The organism is Polaribacter sp. Q13, assembly GCF_016858305.2.
Taxonomy (GTDB): Bacteria; Bacteroidota; Bacteroidia; order Flavobacteriales; family Flavobacteriaceae; genus Polaribacter.
Window position 1 is genome coordinate 899,004 of record NZ_CP074436.1, and the last position, 23,246, is coordinate 922,249.

23 protein-coding genes are annotated in these 23,246 nt (G+C 28.8%); 6 read left to right on the forward strand and 17 right to left on the reverse strand.

What is annotated here, in order from left to right:
* Window positions 1-76 precede the first annotated feature (76 nt).
* The 5 genes from JOP69_RS03630 to JOP69_RS03650 form a co-directional block, all read right to left on the reverse strand.
* A complete protein-coding gene (locus tag JOP69_RS03630) occupies window positions 77-2,824 on the reverse strand; it encodes a kelch repeat-containing protein (RefSeq protein WP_203392443.1) in 2,748 nt (915 codons plus the stop codon).
* A gap of 78 nt (window positions 2,825-2,902) precedes the next feature.
* Entirely contained in the window at window positions 2,903-3,445 is a 543-nt protein-coding gene (locus JOP69_RS03635; protein ID WP_165731235.1) for a DUF4252 domain-containing protein, read from the reverse strand.
* A gap of 121 nt (window positions 3,446-3,566) precedes the next feature.
* Window positions 3,567-4,073: a DUF4252 domain-containing protein gene (locus JOP69_RS03640; RefSeq protein ID WP_203392442.1), complete on the reverse strand. Its 507-nt coding sequence runs from the start codon at window positions 4,071-4,073 to the stop codon at window positions 3,567-3,569.
* A 41-nt stretch (window positions 4,074-4,114) separates the two neighbouring features.
* Complete coding sequence (locus JOP69_RS03645; RefSeq protein WP_203392441.1) at window positions 4,115-4,537, reverse strand: hypothetical protein; 423 nt, start codon at window positions 4,535-4,537, stop codon at window positions 4,115-4,117.
* Complete coding sequence (locus tag JOP69_RS03650) at window positions 4,524-5,033, reverse strand: RNA polymerase sigma factor (RefSeq protein ID WP_165731238.1); 510 nt, start codon at window positions 5,031-5,033, stop codon at window positions 4,524-4,526. Before JOP69_RS03650 ends, JOP69_RS03645 begins: the two co-directional genes overlap by 14 nt.
* A 160-nt stretch (window positions 5,034-5,193) precedes the next feature.
* Between JOP69_RS03650 and JOP69_RS03655 the strand changes: the two genes are divergently transcribed.
* Window positions 5,194-6,687, forward strand: a complete 1,494-nt coding sequence (locus JOP69_RS03655) for a S41 family peptidase (RefSeq protein ID WP_203392440.1) — start codon at window positions 5,194-5,196, stop codon at window positions 6,685-6,687.
* 240 nt (window positions 6,688-6,927) lie between these two features.
* Here the strand turns inward: JOP69_RS03655 and JOP69_RS03660 are convergent, their stop codons facing one another.
* Window positions 6,928-7,896, reverse strand: a complete 969-nt coding sequence (locus JOP69_RS03660) for a patatin family protein (protein ID WP_203392439.1) — start codon at window positions 7,894-7,896, stop codon at window positions 6,928-6,930.
* Window positions 7,897-8,102: 206 nt separating this feature from the next.
* Between JOP69_RS03660 and JOP69_RS03665 the strand changes: the two genes are divergently transcribed.
* Window positions 8,103-9,155 carry an oxidoreductase gene (locus tag JOP69_RS03665; RefSeq protein ID WP_203392438.1) on the forward strand — a complete coding sequence of 351 codons (1,053 nt, stop codon included), beginning with the start codon at window positions 8,103-8,105 and terminating at the stop codon, window positions 9,153-9,155.
* A 371-nt stretch (window positions 9,156-9,526) separates the two neighbouring features.
* Window positions 9,527-10,471: an outer membrane beta-barrel protein gene (locus JOP69_RS03670; RefSeq protein WP_203392437.1), complete on the forward strand. Its 945-nt coding sequence runs from the start codon at window positions 9,527-9,529 to the stop codon at window positions 10,469-10,471.
* Between the two features lie 122 nt (window positions 10,472-10,593).
* Here JOP69_RS03670 and JOP69_RS03675 read toward each other — a convergent pair whose 3' ends face one another.
* The 8 genes from JOP69_RS03675 to JOP69_RS03710 all read right to left on the reverse strand — a co-directional run bounded on the left by JOP69_RS03675 (window position 10,594) and on the right by JOP69_RS03710 (window position 17,890).
* The gene (locus tag JOP69_RS03675; RefSeq protein WP_203392436.1) at window positions 10,594-11,133 is read right to left on the reverse strand and encodes a dual specificity protein phosphatase family protein; all 540 of its coding nucleotides are present in this window, start codon (window positions 11,131-11,133) and stop codon (window positions 10,594-10,596) included.
* 236 nt (window positions 11,134-11,369) lie between these two features.
* Window positions 11,370-12,230 (reverse strand): nuclear transport factor 2 family protein, encoded by an 861-nt coding sequence (locus JOP69_RS03680; RefSeq protein ID WP_252191181.1) that lies wholly within the window; start codon window positions 12,228-12,230, stop codon window positions 11,370-11,372.
* Between the two features lie 95 nt (window positions 12,231-12,325).
* Window positions 12,326-13,204 (reverse strand): helix-turn-helix domain-containing protein, encoded by an 879-nt coding sequence (locus JOP69_RS03685; RefSeq protein ID WP_203392435.1) that lies wholly within the window; start codon window positions 13,202-13,204, stop codon window positions 12,326-12,328.
* Window positions 13,205-13,210: 6 nt separating this feature from the next.
* Window positions 13,211-15,100, reverse strand: a complete 1,890-nt coding sequence (locus JOP69_RS03690; RefSeq protein ID WP_203392434.1) for a monovalent cation:proton antiporter-2 (CPA2) family protein — start codon at window positions 15,098-15,100, stop codon at window positions 13,211-13,213.
* A 3-nt stretch (window positions 15,101-15,103) separates the two neighbouring features.
* Window positions 15,104-15,700, reverse strand: coding sequence for an NAD(P)H-dependent oxidoreductase (locus JOP69_RS03695; protein WP_203392433.1), 597 nt, complete (start codon window positions 15,698-15,700; stop codon window positions 15,104-15,106).
* Between the two features lie 99 nt (window positions 15,701-15,799).
* A complete protein-coding gene (locus JOP69_RS03700; RefSeq protein ID WP_203392432.1) occupies window positions 15,800-16,420 on the reverse strand; it encodes a MarC family protein in 621 nt (206 codons plus the stop codon).
* A gap of 165 nt (window positions 16,421-16,585) precedes the next feature.
* The gene (locus JOP69_RS03705) at window positions 16,586-16,915 is read right to left on the reverse strand and encodes a hypothetical protein (protein WP_252191182.1); all 330 of its coding nucleotides are present in this window, start codon (window positions 16,913-16,915) and stop codon (window positions 16,586-16,588) included.
* A 111-nt stretch (window positions 16,916-17,026) separates the two neighbouring features.
* A complete protein-coding gene (locus JOP69_RS03710; protein WP_203392431.1) occupies window positions 17,027-17,890 on the reverse strand; it encodes an AraC family transcriptional regulator in 864 nt (287 codons plus the stop codon).
* A gap of 552 nt (window positions 17,891-18,442) precedes the next feature.
* Here JOP69_RS03710 and JOP69_RS03715 point away from each other — a divergent pair.
* From JOP69_RS03715 to JOP69_RS03725, 3 genes are all read left to right on the forward strand, one after another.
* On the forward strand, window positions 18,443-19,057 hold the full coding sequence (locus tag JOP69_RS03715; protein ID WP_203392430.1) for a DEAD/DEAH box helicase: 615 nt from the start codon (window positions 18,443-18,445) through the stop codon (window positions 19,055-19,057).
* Between the two features lie 45 nt (window positions 19,058-19,102).
* Window positions 19,103-19,741: a thiamine phosphate synthase gene (locus tag JOP69_RS03720; protein WP_203392429.1), complete on the forward strand. Its 639-nt coding sequence runs from the start codon at window positions 19,103-19,105 to the stop codon at window positions 19,739-19,741.
* Between the two features lie 63 nt (window positions 19,742-19,804).
* Window positions 19,805-21,055, forward strand: coding sequence for a mechanosensitive ion channel family protein (locus JOP69_RS03725; RefSeq protein WP_203392428.1), 1,251 nt, complete (start codon window positions 19,805-19,807; stop codon window positions 21,053-21,055).
* Between the two features lie 63 nt (window positions 21,056-21,118).
* Here JOP69_RS03725 and JOP69_RS03730 read toward each other — a convergent pair whose 3' ends face one another.
* From JOP69_RS03730 to JOP69_RS03740, 3 genes are all read right to left on the reverse strand, one after another.
* Window positions 21,119-21,724, reverse strand: coding sequence for a DUF6515 family protein (locus JOP69_RS03730; RefSeq protein ID WP_203392427.1), 606 nt, complete (start codon window positions 21,722-21,724; stop codon window positions 21,119-21,121).
* Window positions 21,725-22,079: 355 nt separating this feature from the next.
* The gene (locus JOP69_RS03735; protein ID WP_203392426.1) at window positions 22,080-22,382 is read right to left on the reverse strand and encodes a hypothetical protein; all 303 of its coding nucleotides are present in this window, start codon (window positions 22,380-22,382) and stop codon (window positions 22,080-22,082) included.
* A gap of 126 nt (window positions 22,383-22,508) precedes the next feature.
* Window positions 22,509-23,243, reverse strand: a complete 735-nt coding sequence (locus tag JOP69_RS03740) for a LytTR family DNA-binding domain-containing protein (protein WP_203392425.1) — start codon at window positions 23,241-23,243, stop codon at window positions 22,509-22,511.
* Between the last annotated feature and the right edge of the window lie 3 nt (window positions 23,244-23,246).

Below are 23,246 nucleotides of genomic sequence, written 5' to 3' on the forward strand. Positions count from 1 at the left end.
TAATTATCATAAATAGTGTTATTATTAAAACAAAATTAGCAAATACGATACCATATAACGTTAATTACCCGTTAAACTAGTTCGGGTCATTAATAAAATCATAAACTTGAATATTAGAATTTATACTATAATTTTCATTCATGCCAAGACTAAAGTAGATTTTACCATTTTTTATAAACATAGAATGACTCAATAGTTTTTGCAGCATTGGTGTTTTCTCTGTCCAAGAATTTGAGATTAAATTATACTCATACAATCTATGTTCTATTCCCCCATCTGTATAACCACCACTAAAATATAAATTTCCTTTAAAATATTTTAGAGCAACATTATTGTAAGTTCCTGAAAAATTCCTTGGTCTTCCTATATTATTCCAAGTATCATTCGTAATATCAAAATAATATCCACTTCCTTGCACTGGATTTATAAATATTTTATTGTCTCCAAAAGTAATATTCTCAAAAGATATATTTAAATCTGATGGTTTATTTAAATCTTCAAATGTTTGATTTTTTAAATTATATTTTATAAAATTTATTTTATCATATTGTTTTGCATAAATAAAATCACCAACTACAATACCTGTTTTTATACTTATGTTTTTTAGATTTATTAGATTCCATTCTTTAGTATTTGTGTTGTAAGTATGTAACTGGCTTCCAATTGCATATTTTGCGATTCCATTTTCCAAAGAAACAAATGTGCTTTCTCCAAAAAGAGGGGTATTAAAAGGAGGCGAATTTGTATCGAAAACTTCCCATTTATGTTTTATTAACGAAAACTTAAAAACACCATCATTATTACAATAATACCAATTTTCTTCATCAGAAAAAGTAATGTGTTTTTTATAATAACGAACATCATTCTCAAAAGCATCTTCAAAAATATCATAAGGTTCGATACCATTAAAAGTACCTAAATCAAATTTTTGGTCACCACTTGAAGCTGTAATTTTAAAACTTGGTTTTAATTTATTAAAATAAGGTAATCTAAACGTAACTTTTTCATCTTCCTCACTTATTTGAAAAACATAAAAATTATCTGCAGTTATTTCTAGTTTTTTAAGATTTTTCCCTTGAATTTCATAAAGGTCTTTTCTGGTACCCATATTTTTATTTAAAGAAAAAACTTCTGTTTTTTTAATATTATATTCTATTTCATTAGATTTTTGCCCAGCAGTAATTACGTAAAGTTTATGCTTTCCTGCAGTTGTATTTATATTTAAAGGAAATTCTATTTTACTATTATTTAGCGTATAAGTTGAATTTGATTGAAAAGGCACTTCTTCATTATCTATATAAACTTTTGTAAAACTTCTATATGCAAAATTATTTCCTGTTAAAATAATATGATCATTATATAAAAACTCTTCTTTATTTACCGAAGTTATTTCTGGTTTATGAATTTTAACCAATTTAGAATCTTCTCCAAACTGTGTTTTAATTTTAATCTCTAAACTACCAGGTGTTGTTAGATTATATCCCCAACTATAAAAATCAATGTCTAACCAACTATTTAGAGATAAACCTAAATTACCTGACACATCAACTTCACTTTTAACTCCAAATGTTTTTGCTCTTCCTCCTATTTCTATATCATCATCTAAAAAACTTTCTGTTTTTATCACAAAATTAGTTTCGTTTAAATGATAAATCTCTTTATTGAAACCTTTGATAGCTGGAGGTTTTATTTGAACAGGTTCTTCAATCGTAAAGTCATTAAATTCTAATTTTACTTTTGGCTCTGTTTCGTTAAAATATCGGTCAATAAAAATTTTAACTTCGTTTTTTTTATGACTTACTATACTTTGCAAACTATTTCCTACATATACTTTTAATTGAGAGTTCTTCTGTTTAAAATAATTCCCTTTGATGGTTAAAGTGTCTAGAAAACCAACTGTTTGTGGCAATAAGCTCTCTATAAATGGAGTTGTTGTTTGGAAATATTTTTCCTTTTCAATTACTTTATCAATTACCTTTAATTTAAAATTTACTTTACCTATAGATAAATTTTTAGGGATTTTAACTGAAAAACTATCTATGGAATTACTATTTAAAACTTCTACTTTTATATTGTCTATCCAAACTTCAGAGATTGAGGAATGAATGTTTTTCCCATAAATGGTTAATTCATCTCCTATATATTTTTCTCCAGAACTTAAAGAATCTAAAATAGGTTCATCTATCGTAAATTCATCTTTTATTTGCGTGGTTGTGTTACAGGTTTTAAGAGTTAAAGGAAGTGTTGATTCTTTTAAATAAGCAGGAATAGTACCTTTAATTAAAGTATCTGATTCAGAAATAATATCTAATTGAGAAAATTGACCAAGGTAAACACTATTCCTAAAATCTTCTACACAAAAGTTTTTACCAATAATTTGAATTGTATCATTTATAAACCCATTTTTAGGTAAAATTTCATTTACTGTTATAATAGAAGTAAATAAACTTTTGAAAGTGATAGTATCTCCATAAATATATTTGTCTTGAAACTTAATAAATGGATAGGTTTTATAAATAGAATCTTTTAATAAACCTTGTGAAATAGCTGCTGTAAAATGAGATGCTTCTAAAACCCCAAAGTTAATTTTTCTTTTAGGAGTTGATTTTTTATACCAAAAAACACCATGTTCTTCTAAAAATTTATTTTTTGAGTCTGAAAATTCTAAATCAACTTGAGTTTTTATAAAATTTTCATTATTCTCTAAAATAGTATGTGAAATAATTTTTGCATCTGGAATTACTTTTTCCTCAACACTTTCATTAGATTCACAAGAAATAATAAGAAAAAAGAGACATATTAATAAACTAATCTTTAAATTCATATTTTTTAACAAATATAATAACAAAAAAGCTGTAACTTCTAATGAAATTACAGCTTTTACAGATAAAAAAATTAAGTTCTATTTCCCTTTAAAAATGGCACTAAAATGATCTAGATTCACATTGTCTCCATCAAATTTTACGCTATTCATCATTTCTATAATTTTAGCAGGATTCATGTTATCGCCTAATAAACGGGCAACTCCTACTCCAATTTCATTACCGTAACCAAAAGCAATTACTTCATCTATAGATTCAGTATCACCAGTATAATAAATGCTTACATTCATTCCTTGCGCTTTTAGAGACATTAAAGATTTATAATCTTCATTATCTTTAAAAATACTTTTTAATTTAATTTTCTCAACTTCATACGCAGCTTCATTTCCTTTAATTGGTAAAGCTACTACGTTAACTTTTCGAATACTTTTTAAGGTTTCTTTTACTTCTTCGGAAACATCTTCAGACTTTAATTGTAAAAAACTTGTAGGAATATCTACAGTTATGAAACCCGATTTTTCTTGGCTTTCTACTAAATATCCTTGTAATGATTTTTCATTTTTACATGAAGTAATCATCAAGACAAGTAATAAAAGAGAAAGTATTTTGGTTGTGTTTTTCATGATTTATTTTAAGTTTTTGTTGATAAAAGTGCCTTTTTGAGCCCAGTTGAAAATTATTGCTATCGTTTTATAGAACAGATAAAGTTTCCGACTGCGCTCAAACAGACATTATTTTAATGATTTAATTTTTAGAAAAAGTATCTGCTAATTCAGACATTTTATTAATATCTATGTTTCCTGTTAAAGAAACAACTACAGCTTCTGCATTTCCTTTCGTTTGTTTATCAATACCTTTAATAAACATTAATACTTCACTCACAAAATCTTTATTTTTTGTAGATTTTACATAAATTTTTACACGAGAATTATCGTCTTTAATTCGCATTAATTGAGTTAAGTTTTGTTTTTTAATTGCAGCATTTGTCATCGCTTCCATTTTGTTTGCAATGCCAGTATCTTTCGTAGAAAACATTTTAAATTCCTTTAAGTCTTGAATCATCTGAAATACCTTCATACCTTCATTATCATCTACTTGTACATTTTTAAATTTAGAGATTAACTCAAAAGCATCTTTGGTAACCACTACCATATCTACTCCATTCATATCTTCTAAAGTGTCAAAAAAAGACTGTGCGCTTGTTACCATTGGTGCAACTACTAACGCTATTAATATTGCTATTTTTTTCATAATTTCTGTGTTTACTTGGTTTTACTATTGTTACTTGGTTTTTATTTTAATATTTTTTTTACGGTATCTTCATAAGTATACAAAGTTGCTACCGCTTGCTCTCCTTTTTTAAGGTTTTCAGATAAAAGCATTAACCCTTTACTTATTTGATCGAATTGTTTTTTTGCTTGATATCTATCGTATTCATTTTTACCAATAAATACACTAAATAATAAGACTATTGATGCAGCTACAGACAACCATTTTAAGTTTCTCTTTTTAGATTTCTTAGGTTCTAACTTAATGGTTTTGGTGTACGTTTCATCTTTGCTAGTAGCAAAATAGTTAAACATGTATTCGTATTCTTGCAAATGTGGTGCAACAGACCCTCCTGTAAAATAGTTTCTTAAGGTTGTTTCTTCTTGCAAAGACGTTTCTGCGTTTTCGTATTTTTCTACTAATTTTTCTATGTTAGCTAACTCCATAGTTGTGTTTTTTAATTAATTGTTCTCTTATTGTTTTTCTTGCTCTAGATAATGCCACTCTTACTGCTGTTGGTTTCATATCTACCATTTTACAGATTTCATCAAAATCATATTGTTCAATATCTCTTAATTGAATAATAATTTTTTGTTGCTCTGGCAATGCTTCTATCAATTGGTGTACTTGGTTTACACTGTCTCGATGTTCTACTTGCTTATCTAAAGACGTATCTTTTTCTTTATAATTACTGTGTATTAAAGTTAAATTACTTGCTTGTTTACTTTTTAAACGATCATAACAATAATTTTTAGTCATGGTCATTGCAAACGCTTCAACATTTTTATAATCAGCAATCTTTTCTTTGCTTTTCCATAATTTAAAAATCAATTCTTGCGTAGCATCTTCAGCTTCTTCTGTAGAAACTAAAAGTCTTTTTGCTAAACGGAAGACTTTGTCTTTAAAGGGTAAAACAACTTTTAAAAAGTCTGACTGGTTCATTTGGTTTTGGTTGATTGTTCTTGTAAACTCATAATAATTTTTACTTGTTATTATTGGGTCTACATAATTAAGACGATACACAATATATTTTGTTACAACATATTTTAAAAATAATACTATTTCTTTTTATCTTGCGTTATATTCTATAAATATTAAATTCATGAAGTTTAAATTATTCCCTAAAGTAATTGTCTTTTTTATAATTTCTGTACTCTTTTTTAATTGTACTAAAAGTGAAGATGGTATACCCGAAAACCTAGAAGTAGAAAACTTTGTTTGGAGAGGTTTAAACGCTTATTATTTATGGCAAAATGATGTGCCAGATTTGGCAGATGTACGTTTTAGTAATCAGAATCAAATAAACAGTTATTTAGAAGGTTTTTCATCACCTGAAAATTTATTTGATAATTTATTATATACAGAAGCTAATGGTTATCCAACAAATGAAAAGGGGTACGATCGTTTTTCTTGGATTGTTGATGATTATGTTGCTTTAGAAAACTCTTTTCAAGGAATAAACCTAAGTACAGGAATGGAGTTTGGCTTAAAACGCTATAATAGCAGTACCACAAATGTTTATGGCTACGTAAGATATGTAATTCCGACTACTAATGCCGAAATAAAAGGCGTACAAAGAGGCATGATTTTTAATACCATAAACGGAACTCAATTAACAGACACAAACTATCAAAATTTACTTTTTGGTACTAACTCTAATTTAGAGATTGGTTTAGCAGATTATAATGCAGGAAACCCTAACACAAACGGAACAACTATTTCTTTAACTAAAGAAATCGTTACAGAAAACCCGGTTGCAATTTCTAAAGTAATTAATGAAGGAGGTAAAAAAATTGGTTACCTATTATATAATCAATTTTCTAGTTCTTTTGATGGCGAATTAAATGCAGCATTCAATAATTTTAAAACAGAACTTGTAGATGAATTAATTATAGATTTACGTTACAACGGTGGTGGCTCTGTTAGAACAGCAACCTATTTAGGTAGTATGATAAGCACACAACCTACTGATAACATTTTTTCTAAACAAGTATGGAATGAAAAAGCAATGAAAGTCTTTACTCCTGATAATTTGATTAATTATTTTACAAATGAAATTAATAATACCAATGAAAATGGAAGTGTTATTTTACAAGAGCCTATAAATAGTCTAAATCTTACTAGTGTTTATTTTATAGTTTCTGGAAGCACAGCTTCTGCATCAGAATTGGTTATAAATGCTTTAAGACCGTATATAGATGTTAAACTTGTAGGTACAACAACAGTAGGAAAACAAGTTGGGTCTATTACTTTATATGACTCTGAAGATTATTCTAGAACAGGTGCTGATTTAAACACAAATCATACGTATGCAATGCAACCTATTGTATTAAAAATATCTAATAAAGACGATCAAGATGAAATTAATGGCTTTACTCCCGGAGTAACATTACCAGGAATTCAATTGGAAGAAGATTATAACAATTTAGGTGAATTAGGAGACCCAACAGAACCTTTATTAGCAAGAACTATAACTTATATTACTACCGGATCTAAAGGTGATTTTAAAACGAATGTTGAAGAATATTCTGAGATTTACAATTCTAAATTAGCAACTCCTGCAAGTAATAACATGTATGTAGATTTTAAAAAATAAAAATGAAATTATAATGATGGTATATGTAGATAGCGGATTATTAACCATTGCCATCATATTAATTTATTTACAAATAAATCATCTCCGCTAGCGCGAGCGTCTTGCTCGTACCAATACCGTTAACATTTTCTACTTAATACAAATATTATTGATTACAAAAGGCTCATATAAGCATTTTGTAACGTGCTTGTTATGTATTACTTGTTGAATTTTTGAGCGAAACGCTCTAGCTAATACTGCTTAGAAATTTAAGTTGTCTAAATCTTCTATACCTTCTTCTATTTCTTGATCGGTTAAAACATCGGGTCTAAATTCGCTCATTAACTCTTCTCTTTTAGACTTTGCGTATTTATAACCAGATTTCCACCATTTTCGCATTAATTTTTCATCAAAAACTAAAGAATTTGTAGTTAAAACCGTAGGTGTATAATATAAATTTAGTTTAATATTTTTATTTGTAGCTGCCAATTTACCAATGGTAATATTGTGTCTTTCTACGTGTGCTAGCATAAAATCGAATACATCAAACAATAAAGAAAACGGGTTTGTAGCAGGCAATTTATTAAACTGAGTAACTTCTGTTTCTAAAATAATGGCATCAATTTCTGTTGCTCCTCTTAATATGGCTTCTCTAATGGGAACTAAAGAACCAAAACCACCATCTGCATACTGACAATTATTTTTTTCTAACAAACTCATAAAAGGCACATAATTACAAGAACCCCAAATCCAATCACAAAAATCATCATAAGTACAATCATTTATAGACTTATATTCAATTTGATTGGCTGTTAAATTAGAAACCGTAACCACAACCTCTTTGTTGTTTTCTCTAATTTCATCGTATATTTCTTTGGTAATCTTGTTTTTTATTAAAGTCCGTAAGTTTTTACTTTCCCCAAAAGTTTTTCTTCCGTTTAAAAAGTTCCATATCGTATTTAAATGTCGAATACTAACTACTTTTTCTCCGGCTACTTTTTTAATTTTAAAAGGATTATTACTAAAAATAGTTTTTTGGTTTACGTTGGTATATAACTCTTTTAGCTCATCTAATTTACCTAAAGCTAGGTGAGAAACCATTAAACTTCCTGTAGACGTTCCTATATACAAATCGTAATCTTTGTTTTCTTTCTTCATTAAATATTGTGCAACTCCTCCTGCAAATGCTCCTTTACTTCCTCCTCCAGAAATTACCAATGCTTTTTTCATTATCTAAAAATGATTTGTTTATTTAAAAAAAATCCCACTATTTTTTAGTGGATGTCCTTAAAACTGTTATTCCCAAAAACGTGGAAATCTAAAATAGTTTTTTTTTGTTTATAAAATTAATCATGCAATACATTATATGCAACTAAATTAAATAAGTTTATAGTTTTAAAAAAAACAGCTATTTTAGTCCTATAAAAGTATCAAAAATGAAGAGAATAATCATATTTATTTTTGGTTTCCTAATTTTTGTCTCTTGCAAAGACAATTATCAACCTAGAGAAATCAATGCTATTACCTTTAAAGAGTTTAAAATAGACAGTGTTAGCATCCGTGCAATTCAGGTTATCAATAAGAATGAAGTTATTTACGCAGGCTCTAATGGAGATATTGGTTTCTTTTCTGATAGTAAAGAGCCCGCATTGGAAAGTATGGTCTTAAAAATTCAATATCAAGATTCTATACGGCCGAACTTTAGAAGTATTGCTTCTAATGGTAAAGCCGTGTTTGCTTTAAGTATTGCAAATCCTGCCCTATTATACCAGATATCAGATAGAAAAGCTACCTTAAAATATACCGAAAATCATGAGAAAGTTTTTTATGATGCTTTGCAATTTTTTGATGACAACCTGCACGGAATTGCAGTAGGAGATCCAACAGAAAATTGTGCTTCTATTCTATTAACTTCGGATGGTGGAGATAGTTGGCGTAAAATTCCGTGTGCTAATTTACCAGAATTTAAAGAAGGCGAAGCTTTTTTTGCTGCAAGTAACACCAATATTAAAACTATTGGAAGCACGGTTTGGATTGCTTCTGGAGGAAAAAAAGCACGTATTTTAAAGTCTGATGATTTTGGAAATTCTTGGCAAATTTTTGAAACTCCAATCATTCAAGGAAATGGACCACAAGGCATTTATTCTATTGATTTTACTGATAAAAATAACGGAATTATAATGGGTGGTGATTACTCAAATCCTTTAGAAAACAAAGCAAATAAAGCCATTACCAAAGATGGTGGACGTACTTGGACGCTAGTAGCCAACGGACAAGAACCTAATTACAAAAGCTGCGTACAATATGTACCAAACACCAACGGCTTAGAAATTTTTGCTGTAGGTAAAACAGGTGTTTCTTTTTCTAATAACGGAGGTGTAACTTGGACAGAAGTAAGTAAAGACGCCTATTATGCCATTCAGTTTGTAGATAGAAATACGGCTTGGTTATCTGGTAATACTAAATTAGGTAAATTAGTTTTGAAGTAAAAAACAAACAATATCAGCTCTTTTTGTAAACTAAAAATATTTTCATCGTGTTATCAATTTAAAGGGATTTTTAACGTGTTTAAGTCTTAAAAGCACAAATAAGCACCCTAATTTAAAAGCTATATACCTAGTAATTAAAGAGTAATGTTTTATAATATTTTTCTTGATTTACTATCTAATTAAGATCAAAATATTTACCTTTAATAACGCCAATCAATCTTATTAAAAAAAAAGTATATTTGACGGCGATTTTAATTTATGGTATTCATAATTATCTCTATATATTAAAAAAATAAATACTTTTATTTGAGATATTATAATCCCTATAATTTCTATCATTTTATAAATAAATAATTCAAAAATTTTAAATTATGAAACAATTAATTACAGTAGTAGCAGCCATTTTAATTAGTACGGTGTCTTATGCACAATTTCAAATTTCTGCAAGTACCGGTTATGCAATGGGTAGTGCCGGAATGCTTACAGGAACTACCACAACTACAACAAGTACAGAAAATAATTACGGAAGTTACGGAGAAGGTTTAAATTTTCAATTAAGAGGTACTTACTTTTTAAATGAAAAATTTGGACTAGAATTAGCTTTAGGATATTTAAACGGAGCAGACCAAACAATTAATAAAACATCTGTACCTGGTGTTGCAGAAGTAAATGCCATTGCAAGAGCACGTGCATTTGGTGCATCTACTTCTATGGTGTATAAATTTACAGAAAACTTTTACGGACGTATTGGTGCTTTATTAAAAGTTGGTGGTAAAACAGAAGCCGTTGTTTCTAGTAGAGCTTATTTGTCAGACCCTCAAGTCGCCTTTTTTAATTCACAAATTGCAGGTTTAGATTTAGATAGCGGTTCATACTCTCAGACAAATTATATAGAAGACTTTCATGGGCATTTTCCCTTAGGTTTTGTAGGTGCATTAGGATATAAATTTGATCTTGATGAAAACTTTTCTCTTTTTGTTGAGGCAGAATATTACGGAATTAGTTTAAAAAGAAAAGATTCTGAGTTAGCTGAATTTAATACAGACATTGTTTCATCCAATGGTACTATTAAAATACCTGGATATAAATCTTTAGACAACTTACCATCACCAAGTCTTGAGACTATGGCTACTAATGTTTTTAGTAATACAACTTATGTAGATGAATTATCACATACAGAAGCAGCAGCACAAGCAGCAGCCATTGATGCAGGAGACTCATCTCATTCTACTGAATTATCTCAAAAAGTACCTTATTCTTCTTTTGGAGTAAACTTTGGTATTACTTACAAGTTTAGTGGTTCAAGTAAAAAATAATTAAAAAAGATTTATCTTTTAATACCTAATAAATATCACTTTATGTTATAATTATTGGGTATTTTTTTTGTGATAAATCTACACTTCTAAACGATTCCTTTATTAAGAATGATAAATAAACCTTACAATCTATTCTTCATTTTTTGAATATCTAAGTTATTCAATAGCACCAATAAATTGGGATACATTTTGTAATGATATCCTAAATTATCTTTCTGAAATTCATTTATAGCTTCCTCTTTAGACCAATTATCTAGCACCATTCTGTAAGCCGCAATAATGGTACCTGTTCTATCAGATCCATGCCAACAATGCACTAAAACGGGCTGCACAGAATTTTTAATAACACGCAGCGCATTAAAAATATCTTCTTCATTTAATACTTTTGTTTTAATGGGATAATGCACCAAATTAAAATTGAAGTCCTTTGCCTTTTTGGTGTTATTTCTAAGTCTTCGTAAATTTAAAATGGTCTTTACTCCTATCAACTCAATTTCTATAAATCCCTTTTTGCTAGGTTGCTCCGATCTATATAAATTATCATTTACTCTATATAGATTTTTGAAATGCTTTGAATCCACCTTTTTTAAAGGTACTTCTTGACCATAATTATAGGTTACACCACCAAGACAGATAAGCATCATTAATATTAATTTTCTCATTGTACCTTTTTTTTAATGATTAATCAAAAATAATGCTAAACTTAATTTATAGTTTTAAAATAAAAGTTAAAGTTATCTATCTTGATATCTTATTAAGGTTCTCTTTTTCTTTTTTTATACGTTTAGTTTTAAAAATTAGTACCATAGTAAAATTGGTTAAATGTTTTTATAATACACAAAATAGGCCACCTTTTTAAGGCAGCCTATTTTTAAATAATATCTAAAAATTAAATTAATTATTGAGGGAAATTAAATTTTCCGTTGGTATTTTGTCTGTCTGCCTCTGCCGCAATTGTTTCTAAAACATCCCAATGTTCTGCTATTTTATTGTTTTCAACTCTAAATAAATCGTAAAAAGAAGTTGGTACACCTGCAAATGTTCCCTCACTAATTGTTAAAACAAAATTACCTTGTCCTAGCACTTTATGCGTAGTTGTATACACCATAGTTATACCTTGTTTTGCCATTGCTTCTACTGCCTGTCCTAAACCAGACAATCCATCACCAATATTTGGGTTGTGTTGTATGTAGTTATCTCCATAAAAATAACCAGATAATTTGTCCATTTTACCGTTTACCAAAATATCATTTACAAAATTAGATACTAAAGTTTTATTCGCTTCCGTTTTATCTAAATCTGTTACCGTAGTTGCTCCATCCGTTTGTGTGTGTCCACTTGGATTTGCAGGAGTTATTGCCACTAAATTATCCCAATGTTCTACAATTTGTCCGTTTTCATATCTAAAAACATCAAAACCAATTTTCGGTCCAAAGAAATCGTATTCCGTTTGTGCAAAGCCATAATCTCCATCTTCAAAAGCTCTTACCGTATTCACTTTAAATCCACCTTCAGGTGCTTGTGCTAATAATGCTCCAAAACCAGCTAAACCATCTGCCACAGCCAAATTGTGTTGTACGTAATTAGTTGGATTAATATAGCTTACTCCTTTTTCATCTCCGGTTTCTATACTTTTTAAAACCGCTACCGTTTTTTCTTTAGTTGATAATTCCATTTCTGTTATTGTATTTAATTCTTTTTCTGATTTACATGACACCATTGTCATTACTAATGCTATTGCTGTAATTGTTTGTTTCATAATTGTTGTTATTTATGACGACAAAATTACAGTAGTACTGCAGTTAACTATAGGTGAAAAAGGTTTTAAAAACGGTAAATATCGAACCTACATATCTATAAATAGGTTTTTTTGAAGCTATTTGGGGTTAATCCTGTATGTTTTTTAAAATATTTAATAAAATTAGTAGGTTCTTCAAATCCTAAAGAATAGGATAGTTCTGTACTTTTAATATCCGAATTTATGAGGAGCCGTTTTGCTTCTAAAATCACAAAGGCATCTATAAATTGTTTTGCAGTAACTGCAACGGTATCTTTACAAATGGTGTTTAGATGTTTATACGTAATGTGAAGTTTTTCTGCATAAAAATCTGCATTTCTATTTGTATTAAAATGAATTTCTAAAAGTGATTTAAAATCTAAAAAATGGGTTAATTTATCTGACCGTTTTAGATGAAATGTTTGGTATTGTTTTAAACGTTCTAATTTTGAAAAAATGATAGAATATAAAGAATTATACGTGTTTTCTTGATTGTAACCTTCTTCTATATCTGAATATTCTTCATAAAATAATTGCAGATATGTAATTACATTATCGTCTTCTGGAACTTGAATAACTGGTGAGAATAAATGTGCATTAAACAAACGGATTAACTCATTTTTTGGCAATGAATGAATCTGTTTTTTTAAATACGCTTCGGTAAACAATATAATATACCCTTTTAGCCCTTCGGTAAATTGAAAAGCAGTTATTTGTCCTTTAGATAAATGGATTACTGTATTCTTTTTTACGTTATGCCATACAAAATCTACCAACTGTCTGCTTTCTCCACCAGTATAAAAAACAATCATGTTAAAGGTAACCTGATGTGCTTTTTCTGGGTGGTGAGCAATCTCATGTTTCCGTACAAAAAGACTTTCAATAGTTAAGATATCAATTCCGCTATTGTCTGGTTTTTTAGAATTAAAATCAAGATTAGGAATGTCATTTCGCATACTAGATTATTTTTTTTGAACTTTCTTTAACGATTTTCTAATAAATTCACTGTCCCAATGTTTATCATACTCTACAATACCTCTCTTTAAATCTTCATTTAAGAATTTTTCTTGTTGCGCTAACTCTATTCTTGCTTTAAAAATATAATTTTCTTCATCTTTTGCTTCGGATGATAAACGCCTTAAGCTGTCTTCGTCATATTTAATAAAATTTTTAACTTGTTTACTTAAGGTGTATTTTCTATACCCCATTTTACTCAAAACATCTTTAGCTAAAGTTAATGAAGTCTCTAACGATTCTCTATACACATGTTCATTACCAAGATTCAATAATTCGTAAGCATCATATCTATTTTTTGTACGAATCATAAATTCCACATGTGGATATTTATCTTTAATTATTTTACCAATAGCTTTAGAAACCGATATTTTATTAGTTGCACAAATAACTATTTTAGCTTCTGCAATACCTGCAGATTCTAACAAATCTAAACGAGTGGCATCTCCATAGTACACCTCAAAACCCATTTTTCTAAGAAAATCTACTCGATTAGAATCATGGTCTAAAATAGTTGCTTCTACTCCGTGAGAACGTAAAAAGCGCCCAATAGTACTCCCGAAGTGCCCAAAACCTACCAATATAATTTTTTGAGATTTGGCAATATGATCCATCGGACGTTTTATAGATTCTTTCGTGCCTATTTTTGGTAGTATAAAACGTTCATTAATAATACTTATAATTGGCGTAATAGACATACTTAATGCGGTTATTACCAACATCATGTCCATTTGATCTTGTTCTAAAATATGAAGACCAGAGGCAAATGATAACAGTACAAAAGCAAATTCTCCTATTTGTGCCAAACTAAAGGTTAGTAGTAATTTTTGATCTAATTTTAACTTAAAAATTTGTCCTGTAATAAATAAAACAAGTGCTTTTATAAGAATAATGGCTATTAATAATCCTCCTATTTTTAAAGGATTATTTGCGATGACAATAAAGTTAATAGAAGCACCAACAGCCATAAAAAACAATCCTAAAAGCAAGTTTTTAAAAGGTTCTAAAGTACTTTCTAGTTCGTGCTTAAATTCACTATTAGATAAAACAACACCACCTAAAAAGGCACCTAAAGCAGGACTTATACCTACAAATTCCATTAAAAATGAAATTCCGAAAACAATTAAAAAAGCCGCAGCAATTAACAATTCTCTAACCTCTGTTTTTGCTACTTTACGTAACATGGGTACAATTAAAAATTTACCCGCCACAATAATTAAAATTACAGATAAAAGAATAGCCAAGGTTTGAAAACCCAAAGGAAGTTGCTCTAATAAACTATTAGTATTACCATGGTTTTCTGTAGAAGTGCTGCCATCTGTATTTGCCAATAACGGAATAAAACCTAACATGAAAATTACAATGATATCCTGAAACAATAAGATAGAAAAAGAAGACGTACCAAATGTGGTTTTCATCAAGCCTTTTTCTTTTATGGTTTGCATTGCAATTGCCGTAGATGACAAGGCAACTGCCATAGAAATTACCAAAGCTACTTTCCATTCTAACCCTAAAAGCGTAAACAAAAAATAAGAGAACAACATGGTACCTCCTACTTGTATGCCTCCCATACCAATAATTGTTTTTCGCATGTTCCAGAAATTTTTTGGTTCAATTTCTAACCCAATTAAAAACAACATCATAACTACTCCAAATTCTGCAAAGTGTAAAATATCTTCCCCTTCGTTACCAATAAAACCTAAAACATAAGGACCAATTAAAACTCCGGATAATAAATAACCTATTACAGAACTGAGTCCTAATCGTTTGGCTATGGAAACACAAATAATAGCTCCAGCTAAAAATATAATCGCTTGAAAAAGTAAACTTCCGGTCATTTTTTAAGAGGTTTTTAGTTCTGGAATATCATTTAGAAAAAAACGTTCAGCACAGTTTTCTATAGTAAAATCTTGCTGTAACAATTCTATTAATTTACTGTATTGATTGGCGTAATCTGCTAAAGCTTCTTTACTTAAATGATGAGTTCCCATAACCGCAAATGGCGGTAAATAACTCATGCCACAAGAGTTTGCAGTTTGCTCAAAAGGTCTTAAAAACTGATTTACAGTAAACCCATTGGTACCTTTAGAACAATATATTTCTTTAGAACCACCTGTAGTTATTACATTTAAGCAAATTTTATCTTGTAAAGCATCTGCATTTGGCCCATACGCCCAACCAAATTCTAAAACCATATCAATCCACTGTTTCATTAAAGGCGGACAACTAAACCAATAAAAAGGATGATGCCAAATAATAACATCATGTTCTTTTAGCAACTCCTTCTCTTTAGGTACATCTATATGAAAATCTGGGTAACGTTCATACAAATCAATAAAGGTAACTCCTTCTTTATCTTTAATTTGATCTACCAGTATAGAATTTGCTCTTGATTTTTCGTACTTTGGATGCGAAAACAGAATTAATATTTTTTTCATGCTACTCGGTTATAAAGATAAATGTTGGTGTTTGTAAAAAGATAGTCTAAATTTTAACAATAACTACTTTTTTTTCGCCCTTAAATTTCACTAAAAATCTTAAGACATTAAATGAAAAGTAATTTTAATACCTGTAATTACCATACCTGTACCAATAATGGCAATAATTAGTCCCATTATTTTACCAATAACAGAAATTACGTTATTCCCCACTACTTTTACTATTAAATCACTCAATCTAAAAGTATAAAAAGTAATTAAACTCATAGAACCAAATATAGCAATTACTAAAATAATGTGTATGGTTTGTACATTCGCCACAAAATTCATAGCAGTTACAATGGTTCCTGGGCCAGCCAAAATAGGAATTGCTAATGGAGACACCGCAATATCTTCATCAATATCTACATTTTTTATGTTTTTTACATCAGATTTTTTTGATTGTAGCATTTCAAATCCAATGTAAAATATTAAAATACCTCCTGTAATTTTAAATGCAGGAATACTAATATTAAACAATTCAAAAATATACTTTCCTAAAAGCACAAAAACAGTTACAATAACAAAAGCAATGATATTACTTCGTTTATTAATATCCCTTTTTGTTTTTTTATCCAATCCTCGTGTTAAAGACACAAAAACTGTCATGTTAGAAATTGGGTTGGTAATGGCGAAAAAGCCAGTAAATACAGTGATTGCAAAGGTTAATAAGTTATCCATTTATCATGATAATTTGAGTATGCAAAAAGATAAAATAACTTTGATACTACCTAAGTAATTTTATCTTTTTTTTTAATACAAGAAATGCTGAGATTAATAAAAAATTAATCTCAGCATTTAAATAATTAAGTACTGGTATTGTGGCTATTAAATACTTAGCAACACTTAATAATTCTTTGATTTTATCTTCATCATAAGTTCTCGAAAACGTTGATAAAAGAATATATGCTCTACTACTTTAACATTCGCTAAATGGCGCTCTTTTCTCTTAACTCTATATAAAGTAAAAGTAGCCATAATACTCCAAATTAAATTAGAAACAAAAGACGGTATGGCATTGTAGTAATAACAATTAATGGCTATTAAAAGCGCTCCAAAAAGATTTAAATACTTAGAGTAGTTAACGTGTTTATTATTCTCTACAATTGTTAGTCCGTAAGCTAGAATTAAAAATACAGAACCAGACCATCCTAATACATCAATTAATAGTTTCATTTTTTTTAATTTGTTTCATTTATAATTGTTAAACTATGAAGCAAATTTGCGGTAAGTGCTTTAATAAAATATGATACAAAAGCAACTTTAGATGGTAATTTTACGCCATTTTTAAAACTTAATTCTAAACTCTTTTGGTGTAATGGTTTGGTGTTTTTTAAAAAACTTTACAAAATTTGTAGGTTCATCAAAACCAAGTGTATATCCTATTTCTTTTACACTAGCAGAGTTATGCACAAGTAATCGTTTAGCTTCTAATAATATTCTAGCGTCTATCATTTGCTTTGGTGTAATTGCCATTATTTTTAAAGTAGCCCTACTTAAACGTTTTTGAGTAACATTTAATTGAAGCGCATATTTACTTACAGATTTCTGATATTGAAATTGAACATCTAATAAGTCTCTAAACCTAATAACACATTCCAAATCTGTTCCCTTATCAATTGTTATATTATTTTGATTCTGTCTTGCTCTTTCAGACAATAACAATATGTTTTTAAGGTAGTTTCTAAGAATATCAGCATGAAAGTAATCTAAAGTTGTGTCTTCTTCTTTTTTTATAAGTTGAAAAAAGCTGTGAAAAATAGTTTTCAAATCTTGAACTTGAATGGTAGAAATAGTATGTAAATCATTAAAAAGCATATTACTTCTTAAAAACTGAGTATCTTCTTCTGTTTTGCAGAAAAAATTATCAGTAAAAAGCAAGACCTCTCCTTCAATAGGTACTAAAGGATCAAAACATTGAACACTATTTTTATCTACAAATAAAATGGTGTTTGGTTTAATGTCTAGATGGTTAAAATCTATCATATGTTTTGGTTGTCCTTTTTTAAACCATATAATCTGATAGAAATCTGCTCTATGTGGTACCGTTAAACTTTCAAAATTTTTGGTATATAATTCAGCTAAGTTTACACGCTCAAACTCATAAGATAAACCTTCTTTAAAACTGTATTTTTTAATTTCTGATGTCACTTATAAATCTTGTTAATTTAAAAATCAAAAGTATGTTTAATTTTAATAAAACTTTTAGTCATTTTAAATAAATACACTTCTTTTTTCACCATTTTTAACATGGTTTTATGCAGGTACTAAAATTTCTATGGAACTATTCCTTTTGATGATAAATTACACTTACAATTAAATGAATCAACGTTTACAGTGAAATTATAAATATACTAGGTGCTCTCATTTATAGTAAAAAAAACGACGTTTTAAATAATAAAGTTACTTTAGAAAGCAAGAACAACTTACAGTCAGTAATTTGTGATGTACATATTGCAGTATTAAATAGTACCAAGAAAATTGTATAAAAAAAATATTTTAAAATTATGAGATTATCAAATTAAAAGAAATTGTCATACAATGTTATTTAATCATAAACATAAAGCATTAATTTTAATTTATACAATATAAACTTTATGATAAATTTCCAAAAAAAATGCACCAAGCAAAAAAAATAGGTACGTGAATATTAATTGTATCTTTGCCTTCATTTTTACAATCAACAATTACCTTTTTCTAGATATGCCATTTAAAAAATTACATGTAGATATAAAAGAGATTTTAGAATCTCTAGAAATAACAGCGCCTACTCCTTTTCAGAGCAAAAGTATACCTGTTATTAAAAGTGGTGCCAATATTTATTGCACTGCTCCAAAAGATAGTGGAAAAACAACCACACTTGTGCTTACTACTTTACACAAATTAAAATGCCAAGAAGTTGGTAGTGCACCAAGAGCATTGGTTTTAGTAGAAAACTCTGAAAAAGCTGTAGCATTACATGACGAATTTATAAAACATAGTAAATATGATGCATTACGGGTTTATGCTTGTGATGAAAGAAACCACATTGAACTGTTAAAATCAGAAATATTTGAAGGTGTAGATGTTCTTATTGCAACGCCTAAAACCATGAATAAATTACTTTTATTAGAAGGTGTAAATACCACGCAATTAAAGATATTTAATATTGATGATGCTGAATTTTTGGTAGAAAAAACTGCGTATGCAGCATTAATGGCTATTACACAAAGTATTCATAAATGCCAATATGTAATTTATTCTGATAAAATGCACCCAATTTTAAAACGATTTGAGTCTTATTTTATGCAATATGCAAAAATAGTATCTATTAAATAATTTACTTTTTTACTGCCATAATTCTCACCGAAAAACGAATACATTATGATTCCTAAACTACATTACATCTCACAAGGAAGTTCACCAAAAGAGCATCTAGAAAATATACAAAAAGCGTGTTCAGCTGGAGCGGAATTAGTACAATTACGTTTGAATGGTATTTCAGAAAAAAAATATTTAAAATTTGCTTTAGAAGCGAGAGAAATTACGTCTCATTTTCAAACGAGGTTAATTTTAAACAATCATTATAAAATAGCAAAAGAAGTAAAAGCAGACGGTGTTCATTTAGAAAACATAGATTTCTGTGCAACAACAGCGCTAGAGCATTTATTTACTTGGCAAATTGTTGGTGCTACGGCAAATACATTGCAAGATTGTAAAACCCTAATTAGCAAAAAAGTAGATTATATCACTTTAAGTCCGTTTAGAAGCTCAGAAACCAAAGACAATTCACTTACCGTTTTAGGTTTAAATGGTTTTACTGTAATTGTAGAAGCCTTAAAAACCGAAACCCCAATTATTGGTGCAGGTTTAATTACCACAGACGATGTGACTGCTATTTTAGAAACTGGTATTTCGGGAATTGCGGTATCGGATGAAATTACTCGCAATTTTGATAGTATAAAACTATTTAATAAATTACTAAGCGCATCTTCTATAGACGAGCAGCGTCATACTTTTTAGGTTTGATAAAAAGCCTATTCTAAAGAAAACGGAATCTTAATCTTCATTAAAACTTGTACATTTATGAATACGGAACATTTATTATATGATTATTTAGTAAAGACAGGGATTTCTGCAACATTGGCTGCCTATATAAATATGGCTATCTTACTTTTAGCAGTGCTAATTATTGCGTTTATCATTGATTTTATCGTTAGAAAAATTATTGTTCAATTATTTACACAATTTGCACTTAAAAGTAAAACTAATTTTGATGATTTATTAGTCAAAAATAAAGTCCCTCGTAATATTGCTCATATTATTCCATTAATTTTTGCTTTAGAATGTACGCCTTTTGTATTTGTAGATTTCCAATATATAGAAAATATAATTCAGAAAAGTTTAGAGGTTTTTACCATTGTTTTAATTCTTTGGATTGTAAGAAGCCTCTTAAATGCTCTTAAAGATTACTTAAAAACGGTACCTCGCTTAAAAGATAAACCTATAGATAGTTATACTCAGGTATTTATGATTTTTGCTTGGACATTCGGAATTCTATCTGCTTTTGCCATTATTACAGGTATAGAATTTATCAAATTCATTACCACTATTGGAGCTGCTTCTGCCGTTATTATTTTGGTTTTTAAAGACACCATTTTAGGTTTTGTAGCTAGTATACAAGTCTCTATAAATGATATGGTAAGAATTGGAGATTGGATTACTTTTGAAAAATATGGTGCAGATGGTGACGTCGTTGAAATTAATCTATCTACTGTAAAAGTTCAAAATTTTGATAATACCATTACTACAATTCCTACCTATGCCCTAATTTCTGATTCTTTTAAAAACTGGAGAGGAATGACAGATTCTGGTGGTAGACGTATCAAAAGATCTTTAAACATCAACTTAAATAGCATTCATTATTTATCTGATAAGGAAGTAAATGATCTTAAAAAAATTCAAGCAATTACCACTTATTTAGAAACTCGTCAGGCAGAAATTAATGGCTATAACCAGAAAAATAATATCAATAAAGAATTACCTTTAAATGGCAGAAACCTTACCAATATAGGTGTTTTTAGAAAGTATATAGAAACCTATATAGAAAATCATTCTGGTACCAATAAAGAAATGATGATTATGGTACGTCAATTAGCACCTGGTACTCAAGGAATCCCTTTAGAAATTTATGCTTTTAGTAGCGACAAACGTTGGAAAAATTACGAATACATTATGTCTGATATCTTTGACCATGTTATCGCTGCCGTTCCCTATTTTAATTTAGAAATTTTTGAATTACCGAGTAATTCTAGTTTTATCAATAAAAAAAAATAGTATTACATAAAAAAAGGAGAGTCATTTTTCAATACCCCTCCTTTATCAATCAACCAATATCTTTTATTGTACATCAATAATACCCACTACTTCATAAGCTCTTGTACCATCTACTTGTACTTTTTCATATAGAATATTTGCATATTCATAATACGTTTGTCCGTCTATTACTACTTTTTCATAATCATTTGGTAACTCGTAAACAATAGTACCCACTTCTGGCTCTACCACTTCGTATTGATTATTGGTTTGAATATAAAAGGTTCCATTAACATTATAATAATTGTAATTATTATGACGAACTCTTCTATAATTAGTAGGCAAAATATTTATTCTAAATCCTATTTTTGGAGCAATCACAATATATCTACCTCTAGACTGCGTATAGTATTTATTGTTAGCATAATAGTAATTTTGATTATTATACTTAACCACAGTTCTGTTGGGTACATTTCTTACGGAAACTACTTTTTTAGAAGGTTTTTTATAAGTAACCTTTGTGCTTGCTACTCTCCTAGTTGTTGCTTTAGTGGTTTTTTTAACAGGTGCCTTTTTAGTTTTTGTCGTAGTTGTTGTCGTAGTTGTTCTACGAGATTGTGCAGAAACTTGTGTTGCAAAAGCAACGATAAACAAAGATGGTAAAACGAATGATTTTATAAATGTTTTCATAATTTTAATGTTTTTAAATTAAACTTCCTTTTTTATACTTCTAAGACTCCTAGATATAACATAGGTTTAATATCTTTTTTGATGAATAGACAAACTAAGTATTTGTATCTATGAATTGGATAATTTTATAGATGGAATTATATTTCTTTTATTGTTTTAAAAGTAATTCTCAGATTATAAACACAGTATGTAATCAATAATCTCCCTAAAGGGTAAGAAGTTTACTCCTAAAAGAAATGTTTGTCATTTCTAAGTAAGCTTCAATGAATAAAACCTTGACTATCTCTCAGCAATAAAAACAAAAAAGAAGGCATACTTTTAAAGCATGCCTTCTTTTAACAAATTCAAAACTATATTATTTCAATAACGCTAATAAACCTGTTAACTCAGTAAGGTTTAAACTAGAATTACTATCTGTATCTAATACATTAAAGTTTTCTGCTACAGAACCAATAGCTTCTGTACTGCTAATAGCTTCATCTTTATTAGTATCTAATAAAGAGAAAAGACTAGTAACTTGTTGTACTGTAGAGTTAGAACTTAAAGAACCTAATAATGTTGCTGCTTGTTTAATACTAGAGCTAGACCCCATATTTTGAATACTACTACAGCTAAACATTGAAGCTGTTAATACTAATGTTAATGCGATTTTTTTCATGATTTGTAATTATGATTTTATGTTACATCAAAAGTAATTTTATTTAATACATTGATAAAAAGAAATAGACCAATGCTATCAATTTGTCTTTTAATAATAGGTATTAATAGATGAACCAAAATTTACTTAATTATTCAAGGAATTATTATTGACAAAGTCCAAGAATTTAGGCTTATAATTTTCTGAAACTGTAATCCGTTGTTTATTAATTACAATCTGACTGCGTTCTATAACATCAATATTTTTTAAGGATACAATAAAAGATCGATGCACACGCATAAACTGAGTTTCAGGCAATTCTGCTTCCAAAGTTTTTAAGCTCATTAGTGTTAAAATAGCCTTCGGATTGTCTTTTAACCAAATTTTAATGTAATCCTTTAATCCTTCAAAATACAAGACATCCGCCAATTTAATACGTAATTGTTTGTATTCCGATTTTACAAAAAGAAACTCTTTTTCCTCAGAAACTATAGGCTGTTTTTTTCCTTTCACCAACTCAAACCACGTATTTGCTTTGTTTGCAGCAGCTAAAAATTCTGCATAATCAAAAGGTTTTAAAAGGTAATCTAACGCTTCTACTTTAAAACCTTCTAACGCATATTGATCAAACGCAGTGGTAAAAATAACACGCGTTTCTTTAGGCAACATTCTAGAAAACTCAATACCTGTTAAATCGGGCATTTGTATGTCTAAAAAAAGTAAATCTACGGGCTCATTTTTCACAAATTCCATCGCCTCAATAGCACTGCTACATTTCTTTTTTAAAACTAAAAAAGGTGTTTTTTCTACATAACTTTCAACCAAATTAAGCGCCATCGGCTCATCATCTACAATAACACAGGTAATTTTTATATTGCTCATATT

Coding starts and splice junctions, on each gene's coding strand:
- JOP69_RS03705 (WP_252191182.1), bottom strand. CDS start 16,915: ATGAAACTATTAATTGATGTATTAGGATGGTCTGGTTCTGTATTTTTA.
- JOP69_RS03670 (WP_203392437.1), top strand. CDS start 9,527: ATGAAACAATTAATTACAGTAGTAGCAGCCATTTTAATTAGTACGGTG.
- JOP69_RS03675 (WP_203392436.1), bottom strand. CDS start 11,133: ATGAGAAAATTAATATTAATGATGCTTATCTGTCTTGGTGGTGTAACC.
- JOP69_RS03645 (WP_203392441.1), bottom strand. CDS start 4,537: ATGGAGTTAGCTAACATAGAAAAATTAGTAGAAAAATACGAAAACGCA.
- JOP69_RS03685 (WP_203392435.1), bottom strand. CDS start 13,204: ATGCGAAATGACATTCCTAATCTTGATTTTAATTCTAAAAAACCAGAC.
- JOP69_RS03715 (WP_203392430.1), top strand. CDS start 18,443: ATGCCATTTAAAAAATTACATGTAGATATAAAAGAGATTTTAGAATCT.
- JOP69_RS03640 (WP_203392442.1), bottom strand. CDS start 4,073: ATGAAAAAAATAGCAATATTAATAGCGTTAGTAGTTGCACCAATGGTA.
- JOP69_RS03660 (WP_203392439.1), bottom strand. CDS start 7,896: ATGAAAAAAGCATTGGTAATTTCTGGAGGAGGAAGTAAAGGAGCATTT.
- JOP69_RS03630 (WP_203392443.1), bottom strand. CDS start 2,824: ATGAATTTAAAGATTAGTTTATTAATATGTCTCTTTTTTCTTATTATT.
- JOP69_RS03695 (WP_203392433.1), bottom strand. CDS start 15,700: ATGAAAAAAATATTAATTCTGTTTTCGCATCCAAAGTACGAAAAATCA.
- JOP69_RS03725 (WP_203392428.1), top strand. CDS start 19,805: ATGAATACGGAACATTTATTATATGATTATTTAGTAAAGACAGGGATT.
- JOP69_RS03740 (WP_203392425.1), bottom strand. CDS start 23,243: ATGAGCAATATAAAAATTACCTGTGTTATTGTAGATGATGAGCCGATG.
- JOP69_RS03730 (WP_203392427.1), bottom strand. CDS start 21,724: ATGAAAACATTTATAAAATCATTCGTTTTACCATCTTTGTTTATCGTT.
- JOP69_RS03720 (WP_203392429.1), top strand. CDS start 19,103: ATGATTCCTAAACTACATTACATCTCACAAGGAAGTTCACCAAAAGAG.
- JOP69_RS03655 (WP_203392440.1), top strand. CDS start 5,194: ATGAAGTTTAAATTATTCCCTAAAGTAATTGTCTTTTTTATAATTTCT.
- JOP69_RS03665 (WP_203392438.1), top strand. CDS start 8,103: ATGAAGAGAATAATCATATTTATTTTTGGTTTCCTAATTTTTGTCTCT.
- JOP69_RS03690 (WP_203392434.1), bottom strand. CDS start 15,100: ATGACCGGAAGTTTACTTTTTCAAGCGATTATATTTTTAGCTGGAGCT.
- JOP69_RS03700 (WP_203392432.1), bottom strand. CDS start 16,420: ATGGATAACTTATTAACCTTTGCAATCACTGTATTTACTGGCTTTTTC.
- JOP69_RS03735 (WP_203392426.1), bottom strand. CDS start 22,382: ATGAAAAAAATCGCATTAACATTAGTATTAACAGCTTCAATGTTTAGC.
- JOP69_RS03680 (WP_252191181.1), bottom strand. CDS start 12,230: ATGAAACAAACAATTACAGCAATAGCATTAGTAATGACAATGGTGTCA.
- JOP69_RS03650 (WP_165731238.1), bottom strand. CDS start 5,033: ATGAACCAGTCAGACTTTTTAAAAGTTGTTTTACCCTTTAAAGACAAA.
- JOP69_RS03635 (WP_165731235.1), bottom strand. CDS start 3,445: ATGAAAAACACAACCAAAATACTTTCTCTTTTATTACTTGTCTTGATG.